Here is a 16,848-nt window from a genome sequence, read left to right on the forward strand (position 1 = left end):
CCTGGTCTGGGTCCGGCTCAAGTCCTTGGCGGCTCAAACCGGTCGAACGGTCTATCAACTCAAGCACGGCTTACTGGATGACTACCTTATTCGACAACTTAAAAATCCTTCGCTAGAAATGCGTCTTGCGTAAGTCCTGACAACTTAGGAATTCGGTCAAGACCTTAGCCGTCTAGGTTTTCTCGTAGACGCTAAAAGGCCGTTTGAGGCGCGACTTTTCCAATCGCAACCGTTCATTCCCGGCATGACGGCTTACCTTAATGCCACCAACCATAAACCAGGTTTCCGCCATTTCTCTCACGCACTATCCGGCACGAAAAAGAACGGACTGCCTTCGTGGCCGGCGTGCTGGAGCGGCGCGTATTGGGGTGTTTGTTCGAAGCCGGCTTTCGAGGCCGAGGCTTTGACTTGTCCGGCTACGGCGCGGAACACGTCGTAGTCTTCCAAGACGCCTTTGTTTCCGCGTAACACGCTCAGGAAAGCGTTGGCGAATACCGAATGGCCGCCGCCGCCCTGGTCGAGCACCGGTTTGACCCCACCCGACGTCAGCACCGTGCGGGCTTTGCGGCTCGCCATAATCTTCAGCCACTTGGCGCGCTTGCTCTCGTCCATGCTGTCCGGAAGTTTGGCAATGGCCGATCCCGTCAGGGCGCCGGAGTAGCAGGAGTCGGCGACGACCAGCACGTGGCGGGCCGGCATGATGCTGAGGAATTCCGTGATGCTTTGGCTGGATATCCAGTTGGCCGGATTGCCGACTTCGGCATCGGTGGGTAGCCAGTAGGCGAGGTTGGTTTTGGGGTCGATTTCGCCGTGTCCCGCGTAGTAGATCAGGAGGTTATCGTCCGCCGTCAGTTTTTTGTGGATCTCGTTCAGCGCCGTCATGATTTGATGGCGGTTGGCGTTGAGGAGGAGCTTGGTGTTGAATCCGTAGCGTTCCCGCAGAATGACGTCCAGGCTCTTCGCGTCGTTGGCCGGGGTTTGCAGGGCAGGGTAGGCGCCATAGCTGTTGTTGCCGATGATCAGCGCGTAGAACTTGCCGAAATTGATATCGGTTCGGTGCTCGGCGCGCTTGTTTTCAACGGGCGCCGCGGCCGTCGTTTCCATTACGTTTGCGGATTCCCCGACGAGATTGACGTCGAGACGGGTGATCTTGTTCTTCTTGTCGGTTGCGGTGATCTTGACCGAAGCCGATGGTTCCCGAGGGTTTATCGGAAACCGGAAGACTCCGGTCGTATCGGGAGTCAGCGGTTTGTCGTTGACGATTAGAGACGTGAGATCCATAGGAGATTCGATTTTCCCCACGATTTCCTTGGCGTCGGGACCGATCTGGATGACCCGCGCGCCACGGGTCAGCGTCACGGGCGGATCGATGATTTCCACTCTCGGGCCCGCTTGAGCGAGGAGTTCGGGAGACTGCTGCTCCTGAACTTTTAACGACAGCCGCTCCACCTTTTCCTTGAGCGCGGCGATCTCCCTGGCCTGGCTCTGAAGCTCGGTTTTCCGGCGATCGATCTGAGCTCGTGCGGTTTCGCCGCCCGCTTTGTCCTTCTGCGTGAGCCACGAGGTCAGCTCGGCCGAGCCTTTCTGATAATCCTCCATCTTCGTCTGAAGGGCGTTTTCGGCTTCATCGAGTTGTTTGCGCGCGGAATTGCCGGTTTGGCTTTTCGCTCCGGTGCCGGCCGGCGAATCGGATTTTGCGGAAGCCGTCTGGGTCCGGGCTGTCGCCAGTTCCTGCTTGAGCTTTTGGCGTTCCCGGCCGAAGGAGGCCGTCATCTCGCCGACCTTGGCTTGCTGCATTTTGAGCATCGCCGTTTTCTGCCGGAGTTCTTCCTCCAGCTCCCGAATTTTCGGATCGTCGCCGGTGGATGAGGCGGCCTTTTGTCTGGCGAGCTTGTCCTTCAAAACGTCCAATTCGTCCTGAGACTTGCGCAATGCGTCGTGCTGTTCCTGAAGCTGCTGCTGAGTCGTCCGCAGTTCGGTGCGAAGTTCCTCGACTTCGAGCCGGCTGCGCTCGGCCGTTTGGCGCAGGGTTTCCAGTTCCTGGCGTTGCGCCTCCGAAACTTCAACCGCAGGGGCGAAGCTTAAATCGCTGCCTTCGAGTCCCGACGCTTTCCGGTACCAGCTGCCAGCGGCGACGCCGTCTTTCGCGACCCCCAAACCTTTTTCGTAAAGATGCCCCAGGTTGATTTGCGCCTGGGCGTTACCCTTTTCGGCCGCTTTCCGATACCACTTGGCGGCGGCTCCGTAGTCGGCTTCCTGCCCCAGGCCTTTCTCGTAGATTTGCCCGACGTAGAGCTGGGCCGTGGCATCGCCTTCCTCTGCCTTGGGCAGCCAGACTTTCAGGGCGCTCGCATAATTCGCGCGGTCGTAAGCGGTGTATTCGCCGCCGCGAACCTCGCAGTCGGCGGCCGTGGTTCGTATGGGACGGCGCGCGCTGAGATAAGTCATTTGCGACCCGAGTTTTCGCACCTGGCCGGGAAGCAGGCAGTCGACGACGAACAGTTTGCTCGCGTCTTCGATATAACCTTCGACGGCGCGGGCCGCTTCCTCCTTGTTTACCGGCTGCGAGGCGCAGCCGATCAGCAAGGCGGTGGATACGGCAAGGGCCAAGGATTTCTTTCGCAGCGGCTTCATATCGGTTGGTTCTCCGGATTTCGGGTGGCGGAAGTGCGCTAAAAATCTAGCATTCATTCGTGAGTCTGGGCGTTAAAGGTAGTTGCGGGGTCTTGTCCGATGCAGCCTGCTCGTCGCAGGACGTCTTTCCAGACTTCTTGCCAGCAACAGCGGTGATCGAAGTCCGGAAGCACGAACACCCGTGCATGGGGCCGCCGTTTGGCGACCGGTTCGAAGACGGAAGGCGGAATGCTCCGGTCGGTTTCGCCGAAATAATGATATTCGGCAATTCCGTTCGTCTTGGTCTCGGCGGGATTCAGCGAACCCGCCAGGGGGCTGTATCCGTGGTACGCGGTCCAGGCATCGATGTCGAGATTTCCCGCCAAGGTCACGACGGCGGACGTTTGCGGGAAACGCGGCGCCAGCAGAACGGCTAGCGCGCCGCCTCCGCTATGGCCGAACAAAACCAGTTCGGAGAAGGCTCTGTTCCGAAGAAAGCTTTGCAAGGCGTCGGCCAAGCCATCAATCACCTCGGGGCCGTAGCGTCGATGCGTCCACAGCACCGGCGAACAGCCGCTATCCGCCGAATATCCGTAATAACAGGGGCGGCCGAGATAAAGGGCAGGGCTTTCGTCCAAGGCCATTAGCCTCAGCATGACCGGATCGCGCGGGGTGGGATCGTCCGAAACCGTCCAGCGGGACACCCAGGGCGTGCCGTCGCCTTCGAGATAGACGTGCAGCCGTTTGGTGGAGGCTGTCTTGGCGGGCTTGAAAAAAGCGTTTAGCCGAAAGCCGTTCCCCTTTAAGTCCAGGTGCTCGAATCCGAAGTCCGCCGCCTCTTCGTTTATCCGCTGCGTGGGCGATGCGCAACCCGCCACCCATAAGGCCGTAAACAATGCAGCGCCTGCAACCGCGAATGTTCGCCATGTATCCACGGCGGAAAACTTAAGGAAGCTCTGAACAAGTCGATTCCGTTCATGGTTCGACAAGCCTGTCCTGAGCCAAGTCGAAGGGCTCACCACAAACGGAATCAATACGTTACCGTTCGTCCTGAGCCTGTCGAAGGACTTAATCAGAGCTTCCTTAATTGGCGGGTACTCCATCGGTCTTTTCGGGAGATCCTAGATCGACTCGGTTGGTAGTAACACGGAGCTTAACGATGCTGGTCTTATTTGGAGGAATCTCGGCCGAGGTCCGCCACTGCGCCGAGTCGAGATTGCGGTAAGCGGCGAATATTCCGACCGCTTTTGCATCGGGTTTTGCTTCGAAGGAAAGTTCGCGTTTTTCTCCGGGGCGAAGAATGAATTCCTCTTTGCCCGCCAAATCGGCGCCGAGAACGCTTTTTTCGTTCTGGTAAAGCTCGAAGAAGTCGGCCCCGTTGAAGGCGGCAAGCTCTCTGAGTTGATACACACGGAGCAACAACGGGGACGGACGGCCTTCGCCGTCGAGATTGATGTCGGGTTGCGCCTCGATCCTCAACTGTAGAACGGTCGGCGGCGGTGGAGTCGGTTTCGGCTCATCCGCCGCACACCCCGCAAGGAGCAGGAAAGTCATAAAAACCGGGAGAACCGTGGCTACATTCATTAGACCGACTCGCAAGTGATACACCGGCTTCGAGCTTAGCTTTCGATGCCGGTATCGGCAAGTGGCTACGGTTGCTTCGTGGAGCCCGTGCCGGGACCGCGATTTATCTGACTGGCGTTCACGTGTAAGCTATCCGCGATTCGATCGAACGAGTCGAAAACGGTTCAGGGACGGCCGGAAAAGCCTGGGACCCTGGATCGCTTCGGCCATCGCCGGCTTTTTCGGGGCGCCTCGGTTTTTCCGTTCTACGATTGTCTATTCTTATTGCGTGGCAATCAGGGGCTCAACCGAAGCATTCATCATGTCGCTTATTCTCAAGGTTCTCAGTTATAAGGGTGCTCCCGTTCGGGAGGAATCATCCTGCACCTTCGATCAGCAAGGCGGCTCGGTGGGGCGCTCGCCCGACAACCGCTTCGTTTTGCCGGATCCCGACAAATTTATTTCGCGGAAGCACGGCTCGGTCGATTATCGGAACGGCGTCTACTATTTCACCGATTCGAGCACGGCCGGGACCTATTTCGCCAACAAAGATCTTCTCCTTCAGCACGACGCCGTTCCGTTATCGAATGGAGACGTGTTGAAGATCGGTGAGTACGAAATCGGCGTCACCGAAGCCGGCCCGTCGCAGATACAGCCGGAGGAGCCGCTATTCGACTTCGATCCGTTCGAACAGCCGCCGGAATCGCCCGCCCCGGCTGTAACGGAACCCGCGGCGTGGCCCGAGCCTCGGGCGGAGAGGTGGGATTCGCCGTTCGATGTCTTGCCGCCGCAACCGGAGATCCCCCAATCGTCTGGTCCGAGTTTCATCGATCAGCCTGACGTATCGCCTTTTCACGGGAGTTTCATTCCGCCCGATGTTGCTGATAAACCGGAAGAATCCGGGCTGCCCGATTTCGATTTGAAAGACTTATTGCGCGACCTGGATTCGAGCGAGTCCGGGGCAGGGCAGCAGGCACCTGCTCCGGAAAGCTGGGAACCGCCGGATGATTTCTTTCAGGGGCTCGATTGGGGTGACCCCGTTCCGGACCGGATCGAACCCAGTTCGATGCCGGAAACCGAGCTCGTAGACGGAAGCGATATGATCTCGGATTTCCCGGTGGAGGAGGGTGCGGCTCTCGACAAACAAGCGTCGGGATCGTTGCCCGAGGGATTGATGCCGTCACACGACGCATCGGAAGCAATCATCCCGGCTATAAGCACGCCAACAGGCGGGGACGTGGCCGATCTGCAACGACCGGCCAGGCCGCCCAACGGTCCTCGCCCGGTCCCGAATAAAGAGCCGCAGGGTTCCTCTCAAGTGTCCGGGGCTGCGGCCGGGCGGGACTTGTTCGCGTCATTCCTTGCGGGTGCGGGACTCGCCGACGATACCGAATGGATTAAAGACGAGGACATGGCGGCGGTCATGAAGAACGTGGGCGTTCTGCTCCGCGATTTCGTCGAAGGCATGATGACCGTGATGCGGGCGCGCGCCGAATTGAAAAGCCAGTTCCGCGTATCGGTCACCACCATGCGGCCGGTCAATAACAACCCGCTAAAATTCACGCCGAACGTGGATGATGCTCTCAAGATCATGCTGGCCCGCAATCATCCAGGCTTCGTGGATCCGGTCGAGGCGGTGCGGGGGGGATTCGCCGATCTCATGAGCCATCAGATTGCCATGACGGCCGGCATCCAGGCGGCGCTGGCGGCGGCGTTGAAGCGATTCGATCCGCAAGGATTCGAAAAGCTCTATGAAGACGCCATCGTCTTTCAAAAGAAGGCCAAATGCTGGGACGCTTACGGCAAAGCGTATCCGGAAACGGTCAACGAGATTCTGGAAAATTTCTTCGGCGAAGAGTTCGGGGAAGTTTATGAGCGGCAGATGCGAATACTGCAATCGGCCCAATCCCGATAGGCAAATACAAGAACAAAAGGACCCGATATGTCCGAAAACAGCAGGGTGGTGTGGTCGGAGGGAATGTTTCTCCGTCCACAGCATTTTCAGCAGCACGACCGCTATTTGGAGGCGCTGGTCGACGGGCGGTGCCGCGGATTGCGGCCGTTCGATTGGGGGTTCGGCACCCTGAAACTGGACCCGCGGCAGTTGGCCGTCGGTAAGTTGGCGCTGGTCGAAGCGCGAGGTATTTTTGCCGACGGCACGCCCTTCAACCTGCCCGACGATGACGAACTTCCCTTGCCCCTGGACGCGCCCGACGACGTCAAGGACAACGTCGTATACTTGTCGTTTCCCGTCCGGCGTCCCGATTCGGCCGAAATCGACAGCGACGCGTTCGAGGACAGCCTGGCCCGATATCACCTCGGCGAACGCGAGGTGCGGGACCACAATAGCGGTGCCGATGGGCGGTTTCCGGTGCAAATCGGCAAGCTGCGCGGCCGCTTGATGCTCGAACGGCAGGAGCGATCCGGTTACGTCTGTTTGGGCGTCGCCCGCATCATCGAAGTACGGGCCGACAAAACGGTAGTCTTGGATGAACAGTACATCGCGCCGGGGCTGAATTGCTTCGGGACGGGGCTTCTGGGCGGGTTCCTTCGGGAACTGCACGGCTTGCTGCATACCCGCGGCGAAGCCCTGGCGGGCCGAGTGGCCGAGGCCGGGAAGGGCGGCGTGGCGGAAATCGCCGACTTCATGCTGCTCCAAATCATCAACCGTTACGAGCCCTTTCTGGAACACCTGGCCAACACCGCCGCGCTGCATCCCGAGGATTTCTACCGTATAGCCGTGCAACTGGCCGGCGAGCTGTCGACGTTCTATCGGCCGTCCAAGCGGCCGATCGGTTTTCCGGTTTACCGGCACGACGATTTGCAAAAATGTTTCATCCCGGTCATGGAGGAACTCCGGCAGCTTCTCAGCATGGTGTTGGAACAAAACGCCATCCAGATCCCGCTCAGCAAGCCGAAGTTCGGGGTATACGGGGCGAAAAGGCCGGATCTGAAGCTCCTGGAGAACGCCGTCTTCGTTCTCGCCGCCAACGCGCAGGTTCCGCCGGAATTGCTGCGCAACCATTTTCCGCCCCAGGTCAAGATCGGGCCGGTGGAAGACATCCAGCAATTGGTGCGGTCGGCGCTCCCGGGCATCTCCGTGCATCCCTTGCCGGTCGCTCCGCGTCAGATTCCCTATCATGCCGGGTTCTCCTATTTCGAGCTCGACAAGCAAAGCGAGCTGTGGAGAAAAATGTCGGCTTCCGGCGGATTCGCGATTCATATCGGCGGCAATTTTCCGGGACTCGAACTGGAATTCTGGGCGATCAAGAAAACATGATTCCCAAGCCGGCCGCACCTTACATGAATCCGATATCTCGTCTTTCATAGCCGCCCAGGAAAAGCCAAAGTGAATTCAGACGATCCCTTCGCACCCTTCGGCGACGAAGATAAAACCATAATCCGACCGACACCCGGCGGGCGTCGCCGATCGTCGCCCGCGCCGGTGGTAGCCGCGCCCGAACCGCCGATTCAGATTCAAGTGCCCGATGTTCAGTTGGACGCGCGGCGACAAGCGGTATACGGCGAGAATCCGCTGGTGACGGCGGCACTTTCGCTGCTCTCCCTGGTTTCGCGTCTGCGCAACACGGCGGTTCATCAGGCCGTAGGCGAGCTTCAGCAGCAACTGGTTAACGAGATGCGCAGCTTCGAAAACCGGGTCTTGCAGCAAGGGGTTTCCCAAGAGCAGGCCCGCATCGCCAGCTACGCGCTCTGTACCTTATTGGACGAAACCGTTCTGAATACGCCTTGGGGCGCGCAAAGCCAGTGGGGACACCAAAGTCTTTTGGTGATCTTTCACAAGGAAGCTTGGGGGGGCGAGAAATTCTTTCAATTTCTCGAACGCCTGGTGCGTCAGCCGGCCCAGAACCTGAACCTGATCGAATTGTTCTGGCTGTGTCTCAGCCTCGGTCTCGAAGGCAAGTATCGGATCATGCAGAACGGCGTCAGCCAGCTGGAGCATGTGCGCGTCGAGGTATACCAGCTTATCCAGCGGCTTCGGGGAGATTTCGAGCGGGATCTGTCGGTCCGTTGGCAAGGCCTGCGGGATGTGCGCAACCCGATAATCCGTTACGTGCCGCTTTGGGTGATCGCCGCAGGGGCCGCGGCGCTGCTCGTTCTGGTCTATCTGGGATTCGCGTTTGCGATCAATTCCGCGTCGGACCCCGTTGCCCGGGATCTATTCGCCCTGGCGAAGGACGAAGTGAAGCTTCCGGTTCAAGCGGCAACGCCGGTGCCGGTGCCCGCGGCACCTACGCCGAAATTGGTGGCGAAGACGGAACGATTCAAACGCGTTCTGGCTTGGGAGATTACCCGGAACATGGTGGAAGTGGTGGATGATCGGATATTGAGAATTCGGAATTCTTTCGACTCGGGCAGCGATCGCGTGAAGTCGGAATTCGTTCCGATGTTCGCCAAAATTGCCAAGGAATTGGAGACCGGCGGCGATGGTGCCTTGGTCACCGGCCATACGGACAACAAACCCATCTTTTCCGCCCGTTTTCCGTCGAACTTCGATTTGTCGGCCGCCCGCGCCAAACACGTGGCGGCGATCCTTGAATCGTCCGCCGCCTTGCAGGGCCGGATTCGCTTCGAAGGGCGGGCCGACTACGAACCGCTGGTGCCGAATGACTCCGCCGACCACCGGGCCATGAATCGGCGCGTGGACATCTTGATCCAGTGAGGGTAACCGTGAAACGCGTCATCAATTTTTTCAAGAAAAAATGGGTCATTCAGGCGATCGGTGTGCTCGCCCTGTGCGCCCTGATTTGGTTCGTCGGTCCCTTGGTCGGGATCGCCGGTTCGGTTCCTTTGGCGTCAGAGCTGGCGCGAGGCTTGACGATAGTCGTGGTGGTCGTCGCCTGGGTGATCTGGCGCTTAGTGGCGGAAATCCGCGCGGGGCGCAAGGACCAGCAGCTTGTGAAGGACCTCGCCGCACCGGGAGAGAACGACGGGGCGAAATCCGCCGAAGCGGTGGCCGCTGACGAGAACATCGAGCTGCTGACGGAAAATTTCACGAAGGCGCTCAAGCTGCTCCATGAGACCCGCGGGGACAAGCAGCATCTGTACGAACTGCCGTGGTACGTCATCATCGGTCCGCCGGGGTCGGGCAAAACCACTGCCCTGTTGAACTCCGGACTGAAATTTCCCCTGGCCGACCGGCTAGGCTCTCAGCCTATTCGGGGAGTCAGTGGCACGCGGAACTGCGAATGGCTGTTCACAGACGAAGCAGTGCTGATCGATACGGCCGGCCGCTACACCACCCAGGAAAGCTATCAGGCCGTGGACGCGGCGGAGTGGGGCAGTTTTCTCAAATTGCTGAAGCAGCACCGTCCGCGCCGGCCGATCAACGGAGTGCTCGTGAGCTTGAGCCTGTCGGATTTGCTCCAGCACACGGAGGAAGAGCGGTCTTTGCACGCCAAAGCCATCCGCCAGCGCATCCAGGAGCTGTATTCGATGCTGGGGGTCCGATTCCCGATTTACATGCTGTTTACGAAGTGCGATTTGGTGGCGGGATTCAACGATTTCTTCGCCGATCTCACGCAGGAGGAACGGGCGCAGGTTTGGGGCGAGACGTTCCCGGCCGAGGATGCCAAGCAGCCAACCGATACGGTGGCCAAATTCGCGACCGGCTACGACGAGCTGCTTCAGCGCCTGAACCGGCGCATGCAGAGCCGCATCCAGGAAGAGCGGGACGTACAGCGGCGCAGTTTGATTCTCGACTACCCGCAGCAAATGGCCCTCTTGAAGCCGGCGATGCAGAAGTTTCTCGAAGAGGTTTTCGGGGCGAACCGCTACGAGGCTCAGCCTTTGCTGCGCGGCGTTTATCTGACCAGCGGCACTCAGGAGGGGACGCCCATCGATCGGGTGATGGGGATACTCGCCGCCACGTTTCGGCTCAGCCGACAGGCGACGCCGGTCTACAGTGGAAGAGGGAAAAGCTTTTTCCTCACCCGGCTGCTGAAGGAAGTCATTTTCCACGAGGCCGAACTGGCAGGGCTCGACCCGCGCGTCGAGCGCCGCCAGCGTCTGTTGCAGGCCGGAGCCTATGCGTCCGTGCTCGCTCTCGCTCTGGGCTGCATAGCGCTATGGGCGATCAGCTATCAGCGGAATGCCTCGGCAATCGAGCAGGTGCAGCAGAACATCGAAGGTTACCGCGCCGCGCAGATCGATATGAGCAATTGGCAATCGAGTCTTCGGACGTTGGTTCCGAAGCTCGATCCGCTCATGGCGGTTCGCGATATTTATGAGAATTCCGGCTGGCTGGCGCATTTCGGCCTATATCAGGGCGAAAAAATCGAGCAGGCGGAGGGCCATGCCTACGAGCATTGGCTCAAGGATTATTTTCTCCCGGTCAATCTTCAACGTCAGGCGCAGCGCATGACGGGGCCGGAGGCATCCAATCCCGATATTCTTTACGAATTTCTGCGGGTCTATCTCATGCTCGGCCAACCGGAGCGCATGGACCCGAAAATCGCAGGCCCGTGGATTCGCAGCGACTGGGAAAGCCGGTTCGGCACCGAGCCGGATTTGCTCGCCCGCTTGAGCTTTCATCTCGACAATCTCCTGAAGTTGCGGCTCGATCCCCAGCCCGTGGACGAGGCTCTCGTCGCCTCGGTCCGCGCGAAGCTTTCCCAGGTTCCGCAGACCATTCAGCTCTACGCCCGTTTCAAGAACGAAGCGCTGCTGGATCGTTCCCACGATTTCAAGCTCGGCCCGGCGCTCGGCCCCGATGGCGGGCGAGTGTTCGTCGCGGCGGACGGGCGGGATATCGGAACCCTGGCGGTCCCGGGTTTGTTCACGGCTTACGGCTATTCCGACCTGTTCCTCAAGAAAAGCCTCGATTTCGTCAAGGAGTCGGTGACCGAAAACTGGGTGCTCGGCAAGCAGGCAAACGTCGATCTGTCCGAAATTCAGCGCTTGCACGGCGATTTCCAGAAGCTTTACCTGGCCGATTACCAAAAGGCGTGGAACGATCTTTTGAGCAACCTGCGGCTGCGGCGGGCCAAGGACATCAATCAGACCATCGAATGGCTGGACATTCTGTCTCGCCCGGATACTCCGGTGCGCCCATTGCTCGAAGCCGTCGAGAAAAATACCTCGTTGACCAAGATCGCCTCGCTTACCGCCCAACTCCTGAACAAAGTTCCCGGTGTTGCGGAAGCGAAGCCCGACGACCGTACCCAAAAACTCCTGGATGCCGCACGCCAGGTGGATGCCGGCAGCAGCCCGCAGGCAGACCCGGTCCAGGGCGTAGAGGCTTCGTTTGAAAACCTCAGCTATCTGGTGCGGAGCAACGCGGACAAGCCCCCCGCCTTGGATTCGACCCTTAAAACCTTGGCGGCGCTGCACGATTATGTCCTGCAAATCGGGAGCGCGGCCGTCAGCGGCGAACAGGCACTGAAAAGCGCTTCGGGGCGTTTGGCGGGAGGCGGCGGGGATGTGCTCCTCCAAGCCAAAACCGAATTCGGGCGTCTTCCGGAACCCTTGAAGGGCTGGTTTCTCTCGCTTACGACCTTCGGTTGGAGTCAAACTCTGGCCGGAGCCAAGGGCGAGCTGAACGGCATGCTCAAGGCGGGAGTGGGGACGCCGTGCAAGACGGCGTTCAGCGGCCGCTACCCGTTCGTCGGTGGCAGTTCAAAGGATGCGACGCTTATGGATTTCGCCAAGTTTTTTGCTCCGAACGGCGTGCTGGATCAGTTTTTCCAAACCAATTTGAAAACCTTCGTGGACGTCAACCGTCCGGTGTGGACGGAAGTCGGCATGGACAACCAAGCCTTGGGGCTTGCGCCTGCGACTATCCGTCAGTTCCAGAATGCTTCCAACATACGGTCCGCTTTTTTTTCGGCGGGAGGTCAAACGCCGGCCGTTTCTTTCGAACTGAAGCCGATGGCTTTGGACGACAACGTGGCGACGTTTCGCTTGAACCTGGAAGGGCAGGAGGTCATTTATCGGCACGGCCCGGAGCAGGTCACGCGCCTGCAATGGCCGGGACCCTCGGCGGGAGCAGGGGTTCGATTGGTGTTCGAAACCGTGGACGGAAAGCAGGTCAGCCGGTCTAAGGAAGGGAGTTGGGCTTTTTTCCGTCTGTTGGACGAGGCCGTCGTGGAAAAGACCGATCTCCCGGAGCGATTCCTGATCACGTTTCGAGTGGAAGGATACAGCGCACGCTACGAGCTGCGCGCCGGCAGCGTGACGAATCCCTTCGGCCTCACGGGGCTGAAAGCCTTCAGTTGTCCGGAAGCGCTATGATCCTAGAAACGGCAGTTGACCGCTTAGACGCACTGGAAAAGCCTCATGAATTCTGAGTGTCCTACCTTCTACCGAACTCATTGTTTGGGTGAAGCCGCTACGTACCCGATTGCACGACGGGCGGGCCGCCTGGCGGCGTTGCTCCTTCTTGTGGGGGACGACCCCACGGCGTCGTCGCGCCTTACCATCCATCCCGCCCGCCGCACACTCGGGCACGTCCAACTGCCGTTTCTAGGATGATGAATCGGCTCGTTAAAACCGGCTTTTACGGCAAATTGCCGGCTCTGGGGGACTTCGTCTCTCGGCGTCTGCCGCGGCATTTCATCGACAACTGGGATCAATGGCTACAAAGCGCCATCGCCGCCAGCCGCGAGCAATTGGGGGCAAGCTGGCTTGAGGTGTATCTGACCAGCCCGATCTGGCGCTTCGGGTTGGGGGCGGGCGTCTGCGGCGTAGACGCCTGGGCGGGCATTCTCATGCCCAGCGTCGACAAGGTGGGCCGTTATTACCCGCTGACGTTAGCGGCGCCCGTGACCGACCCGCAGAATGTGCCTTATTTGTTCCACGAGGGCTGTGCCTGGTTCGAAGCGCTCGAAAAGCTGGCATTGTCGGGGCTGGAAGACGATTTCGACCTCGATGAGTTCGATTCGGAGCTACAGAAGCTGGCTTTGCCGACTTTTGGGGAAAAAGCCCCAGGCTCCGCCCGGAGCCAAGTCCCTGGGGCGGGGAAGTTCGCACTCCATTTCGAGATGGAAAGCCCGAATCGGCCATCCGCCGTGTTCATGGGGCTCAGCGGCTGTTTGCTCGATCGTTTCCTTCCGATTCACAGTCTGTGGAGTATGGTCGGTTCAGAGGAAATCAAACCCTCATTTTTGATTTGTGATGGTTTGCCGCCTATCGATGCATTTGTTGCCTTGATGACCGGTCAATGGCAGCAGCGCGGCTGGACGATTCAGACTCGGAATCTGCCGGTGCTGCCCGGGGTCGCATCTAAGACCAGAGAAGCAAACGAGCTCGATCCGCCTCCTTTGCCGGAAAGGCCGGCGTCCGATTCTGGGCATTGGCTTTCGCACGGCATCAGCGTGGTCGGCAAGCGGCGGAAGATCAACGAGGATGCGTTTATCGAACGCCCGGACATTGGCCTATGGGCAGTCGCGGACGGCATGGGAGGGCATCAGGCCGGGGATGTGGCCAGCCGCGCCATAGTCGAGGCGCTGGCGGCTCTGCCGGCTGCAGCTGATCTGGATGAATCCGTCGGAAACGTCGAATCGGCTTTGCAGCGTGTGAACACGGAGTTATGCGAGCTGGCTCGCCAGAGCTCGAGCGGTCAACTCATCGGCAGTACCGTGGTCGTGCTGTTGGCGATGAATAATCGATGCGCCTGTTTGTGGGCGGGCGACAGCCGGCTTTACCGACATCGCTCGGACCGACTGGAGCAACTGACGCGGGATCATTCGCTGGTCGACGACTTGTCTCATTTCGAGCTTCTCACGCCAGAGCAACGGGCCGGACAAGGCCATTGCAATGTCATTACCCGTGCGGTCGGGGCGGATCCGATGCTCGCGCTCGATCTCGTCAAATTCGATGTCCTGGAAGGCGACGACTTCTTGCTGTGCAGCGATGGGCTGGATAAAGAGGCAAGTTCGGCGGAAATCGAAGAGATACTCGGAACCGGCGACTGTCGGGGACGCGCGGAATCATTAATCGCGTTGGCCATGGACCGCGGGGCGCGAGACAACGTGACCGTGATTGTGGTGGAGGCTCCGAGTTAAAGATACACTCCGGAATCCGGAATAAATTAAAAAAAACAATAATGTCTTGGGGGAAAAGATATGGGGATTGTTACCCGAAATGGGCGGCTTCGCTCGGCGACGCCTTTCGGCATCTCGCTCGCGCGCATAGCTCCGGTGTTGTGCGCCGTCGGCAGTAGCCCGTTAATGGCGGCGAGCACCCTGTTCAGTCCGGCGACGCTGAATGAGACCCAGACCGGCATGTCCGACGTCATTCTGGAGGCTTGTTCCGAAAGGAATCCGTTGCTTTCCGTCGATTTCAGAGATCGCTGCGATGCCGTCGTAGGTGCCGCGGTTTCCGCTTTGGATAGCCAGAATCCGTCCGCCAGCTTCCAGCCCGTCGAAAACGTCCTTCAAATAGTCTCCCCTGAACAGATTCTTCACCAGGGAACGGCAGCGACCCGGGTAACCGCTGGTCAAGTCGCCCTGGTGGATTCGACCATCGGCGCTCGGCTCGCGACCTTGCATGCTGGTTTAGGCCTGGCCAGTTTGCAGACGTACAGGAACGGTTCGTTGCCGGATCGCGCTTATGCCGGTTTGGGCAATTCCTTTAGTACCGGGGGCGCGGCGGGCGACGATTCCTTCAGCCCTCTCAGCGTCTGGATCGACGGCAATTATCATTTCGGCGACGTGGATTCGACCTTCGATCAAAAGGGATTCCAATTCAAGAATTTCGGTTTCACCGGCGGTGCTGATTATCGTTTCACGGATAATTTCGTCGCCGGCCTGGCGTTCACCTATGCCCGCGTCAACGCGAATTTCGACCGGTCCGCCGGTGGCACGGACAGCGATGCCTATACCGGCTCCATTTATGGGTCGTTCTACCTGACGGAGGGGTTCCACATCGATGCGATAGGTTCTTTCGGCGGCATCGATTACGAGACCACCCGCAACATCAGTTACACCTTGCCGGGATTCGAGACCATCAATACCCAGGCCGTGGCGAATCCCGGCGGTAGTCAGTATTCCTTCAGCATCGGCGGCGGCTACGATTATTCCATCGGCGGTTTGACCCTGGCCCCTTATGCGCGAACGGAATACATCGGTCTGGATGTGGACTCCTATCGCGAGCGGCAAGGCAACGGCTGGGGTATGAGGTTCGACGAGCAGCACGTGCAGTCTCTGATTTCCACGGTGGGAAGCCAAATTTCCTACGCATTCGGTTTGCCCTGGGGCGTGGTCACGCCGCAGCTGCGCGGCGAATGGCACCATCAATTCAAGGACGACAAGCGGACGATTGGCGCCAGCTTCCTCGGCGACCCCGCCGCTCAACAGTTTGCTGTCGTGACCCAAGGGCCGGATCGGGATTACTACACGTTCGGCGCTGAAGTTTCGGGAGTGTTTTCCCACGGCATATCGGCTTTTTTAGCCTATGATTTATTGCTGGGCTATCGCGATGTCGAAAGCCATAAATTTACGCTCGGGACTCGCTTGGAGTTTTAACGGGGAAGTGCGAAAAATAGGGAAGCCAAACGCAGCATAGTTGGGCGGAACATCGGGCTTGACCCGTGACCACGTTTAACGTGCATTCTACAAACGCCTGTGACGATTTGGGGGGACTTGGGCGTGTTGAACATCGAAGCCTTTTTGACGGAGGTGTCGCCGGATGCTCCGTGCGGTGAAGACCTTCAGTACGATAGTGCGTTCATCGCGCTGGAGCAGAAGGCCAAAGGCACGCCGGAACAGCAAATCGGGAATCGGATCGAGTCGGCCCTGCCGCCGAACTGGAAGGAAGTGCGAAAAGAGGTCCTCGAGTTGCTCTCTCGTACCCGGGACTTGCGGCTCCTGGTGTATTTGACGGAGGCCCTGCTTCATACCGAAGGATTGGTCGGTTTGCAGGAAAGCCTTGGTCTTCTGCAAGAGGCGCTGCAAGCCTACTGGCCCTCGATCCACCCGCAGCTCGATCCCGACGACGATAACGATCCTACGCAACGTGTCAACATTCTCATGACCTTATGTGATTTCGACAAGGTCGTGCGTCCGATCTCTCTGGTGCCTCTCGTCGAATCTCGTGCCTTGGGGCGTTTCAATCTGCGCGATGTGCAGATCGCCACCGATAAATTGCCGCGACCGACCGACGGCAGCGCGGTGCCGGAGATCACAGCAATTCAGGCAGCGTTCATGGATGCCGATGTGTCGGTTCTCGAAGCAACCTATACTGCGGTCGGCGCAAGTTTCAACACGCTCACGACAATCGAGAATTTCGTCACCGACCAGGTTGGCGTCGGAAATGCGCCGAATTTTGCTCCGCTACGAGATGTGCTCAAAGAAATTCAGCAGGTGTTAAAGGAGTATGCGGGACAAAGGGGTATTGGTGTCACCCAGCAAGAGGGAGGAGAGGAGGGTGCCGGGTCGGAAGATGTAGCCGGGCAGGACACCGGGGTTCGCAGCGCCGCCGGTCAACTCGGCGCGATTAGCAGTCGACAGGATGTTATCCGCGCTTTAGACCTCATTTGTGACTATTATGCGAAACACGAGCCGTCAAGCCCGGTTCCCATGTTTCTGCATCGTGCTAAGAGATTGGTTCCAAAAGACTTTATGGAGATTTTGAAAGATTTGGTCCCCGATGGTTTGGCTCAGGTGGAACTCATCAAGGGGCGGGATACGGAATGACCGAGTGTTAGCGATTTTC

Annotated in this window: 10 protein-coding genes and 1 pseudogene; 8 read left to right on the forward strand and 3 right to left on the reverse strand. The window is 58.9% G+C overall.

Going from position 1 to position 16,848, the window contains the following annotated elements; translation table 11 throughout:
- A pseudogene (locus VEB01_RS23210) lies at positions 1-133 on the forward strand (IS701 family transposase); the annotation flags it as partial.
- 164 nt (positions 134-297) lie between these two features.
- Here the strand turns inward: VEB01_RS23210 and VEB01_RS02520 are convergent.
- The 3 genes from VEB01_RS02520 to tssJ all read right to left on the reverse strand — a co-directional run bounded on the left by VEB01_RS02520 (position 298) and on the right by tssJ (position 4,197).
- A complete protein-coding gene (locus VEB01_RS02520) occupies positions 298-2,634 on the reverse strand; it encodes a caspase family protein (RefSeq protein WP_324872529.1) in 2,337 nt (778 codons plus the stop codon).
- Between the two features lie 53 nt (positions 2,635-2,687).
- Positions 2,688-3,548 (reverse strand): alpha/beta fold hydrolase, encoded by an 861-nt coding sequence (locus tag VEB01_RS02525; protein ID WP_324872530.1) that lies wholly within the window; start codon positions 3,546-3,548, stop codon positions 2,688-2,690.
- 148 nt (positions 3,549-3,696) lie between these two features.
- The gene (gene tssJ, locus VEB01_RS02530) at positions 3,697-4,197 is read right to left on the reverse strand and encodes a type VI secretion system lipoprotein TssJ (protein ID WP_324872531.1); all 501 of its coding nucleotides are present in this window, start codon (positions 4,195-4,197) and stop codon (positions 3,697-3,699) included.
- 301 nt (positions 4,198-4,498) lie between these two features.
- Between tssJ and tagH the strand changes: the two genes are divergently transcribed.
- The 7 genes from tagH to tssA all read left to right on the forward strand — a co-directional run bounded on the left by tagH (position 4,499) and on the right by tssA (position 16,829).
- Positions 4,499-6,091 carry a type VI secretion system-associated FHA domain protein TagH gene (tagH, locus tag VEB01_RS02535; RefSeq protein WP_324872532.1) on the forward strand — a complete coding sequence of 531 codons (1,593 nt, stop codon included), beginning with the start codon at positions 4,499-4,501 and terminating at the stop codon, positions 6,089-6,091.
- Positions 6,092-6,118: 27 nt separating this feature from the next.
- Positions 6,119-7,456 (forward strand): type VI secretion system baseplate subunit TssK, encoded by a 1,338-nt coding sequence (tssK, locus tag VEB01_RS02540; RefSeq protein WP_324872533.1) that lies wholly within the window; start codon positions 6,119-6,121, stop codon positions 7,454-7,456.
- Between the two features lie 69 nt (positions 7,457-7,525).
- Positions 7,526-8,857, forward strand: a complete 1,332-nt coding sequence (gene icmH, locus VEB01_RS02545; protein WP_324872534.1) for a type IVB secretion system protein IcmH/DotU — start codon at positions 7,526-7,528, stop codon at positions 8,855-8,857.
- Positions 8,858-8,865: 8 nt separating this feature from the next.
- Positions 8,866-12,426 (forward strand): type VI secretion system membrane subunit TssM, encoded by a 3,561-nt coding sequence (tssM, locus tag VEB01_RS02550; protein WP_324872535.1) that lies wholly within the window; start codon positions 8,866-8,868, stop codon positions 12,424-12,426.
- Positions 12,427-12,662: 236 nt separating this feature from the next.
- On the forward strand, positions 12,663-14,198 hold the full coding sequence (gene tagF / locus VEB01_RS02555; RefSeq protein WP_324872536.1) for a type VI secretion system-associated protein TagF: 1,536 nt from the start codon (positions 12,663-12,665) through the stop codon (positions 14,196-14,198).
- Positions 14,199-14,258: 60 nt separating this feature from the next.
- Positions 14,259-15,659, forward strand: coding sequence for an autotransporter outer membrane beta-barrel domain-containing protein (locus tag VEB01_RS02560; RefSeq protein WP_324872537.1), 1,401 nt, complete (start codon positions 14,259-14,261; stop codon positions 15,657-15,659).
- A gap of 126 nt (positions 15,660-15,785) precedes the next feature.
- Complete coding sequence (tssA, locus tag VEB01_RS02565) at positions 15,786-16,829, forward strand: type VI secretion system protein TssA (RefSeq protein WP_324872538.1); 1,044 nt, start codon at positions 15,786-15,788, stop codon at positions 16,827-16,829.
- The last annotated feature ends 19 nt before the right edge of the window (positions 16,830-16,848 follow it).

The sequence above is a fragment of the Methylocaldum sp. genome (assembly GCF_035627495.1).
Classification (GTDB): Bacteria; Pseudomonadota; Gammaproteobacteria; order Methylococcales; family Methylococcaceae; genus Methylocaldum.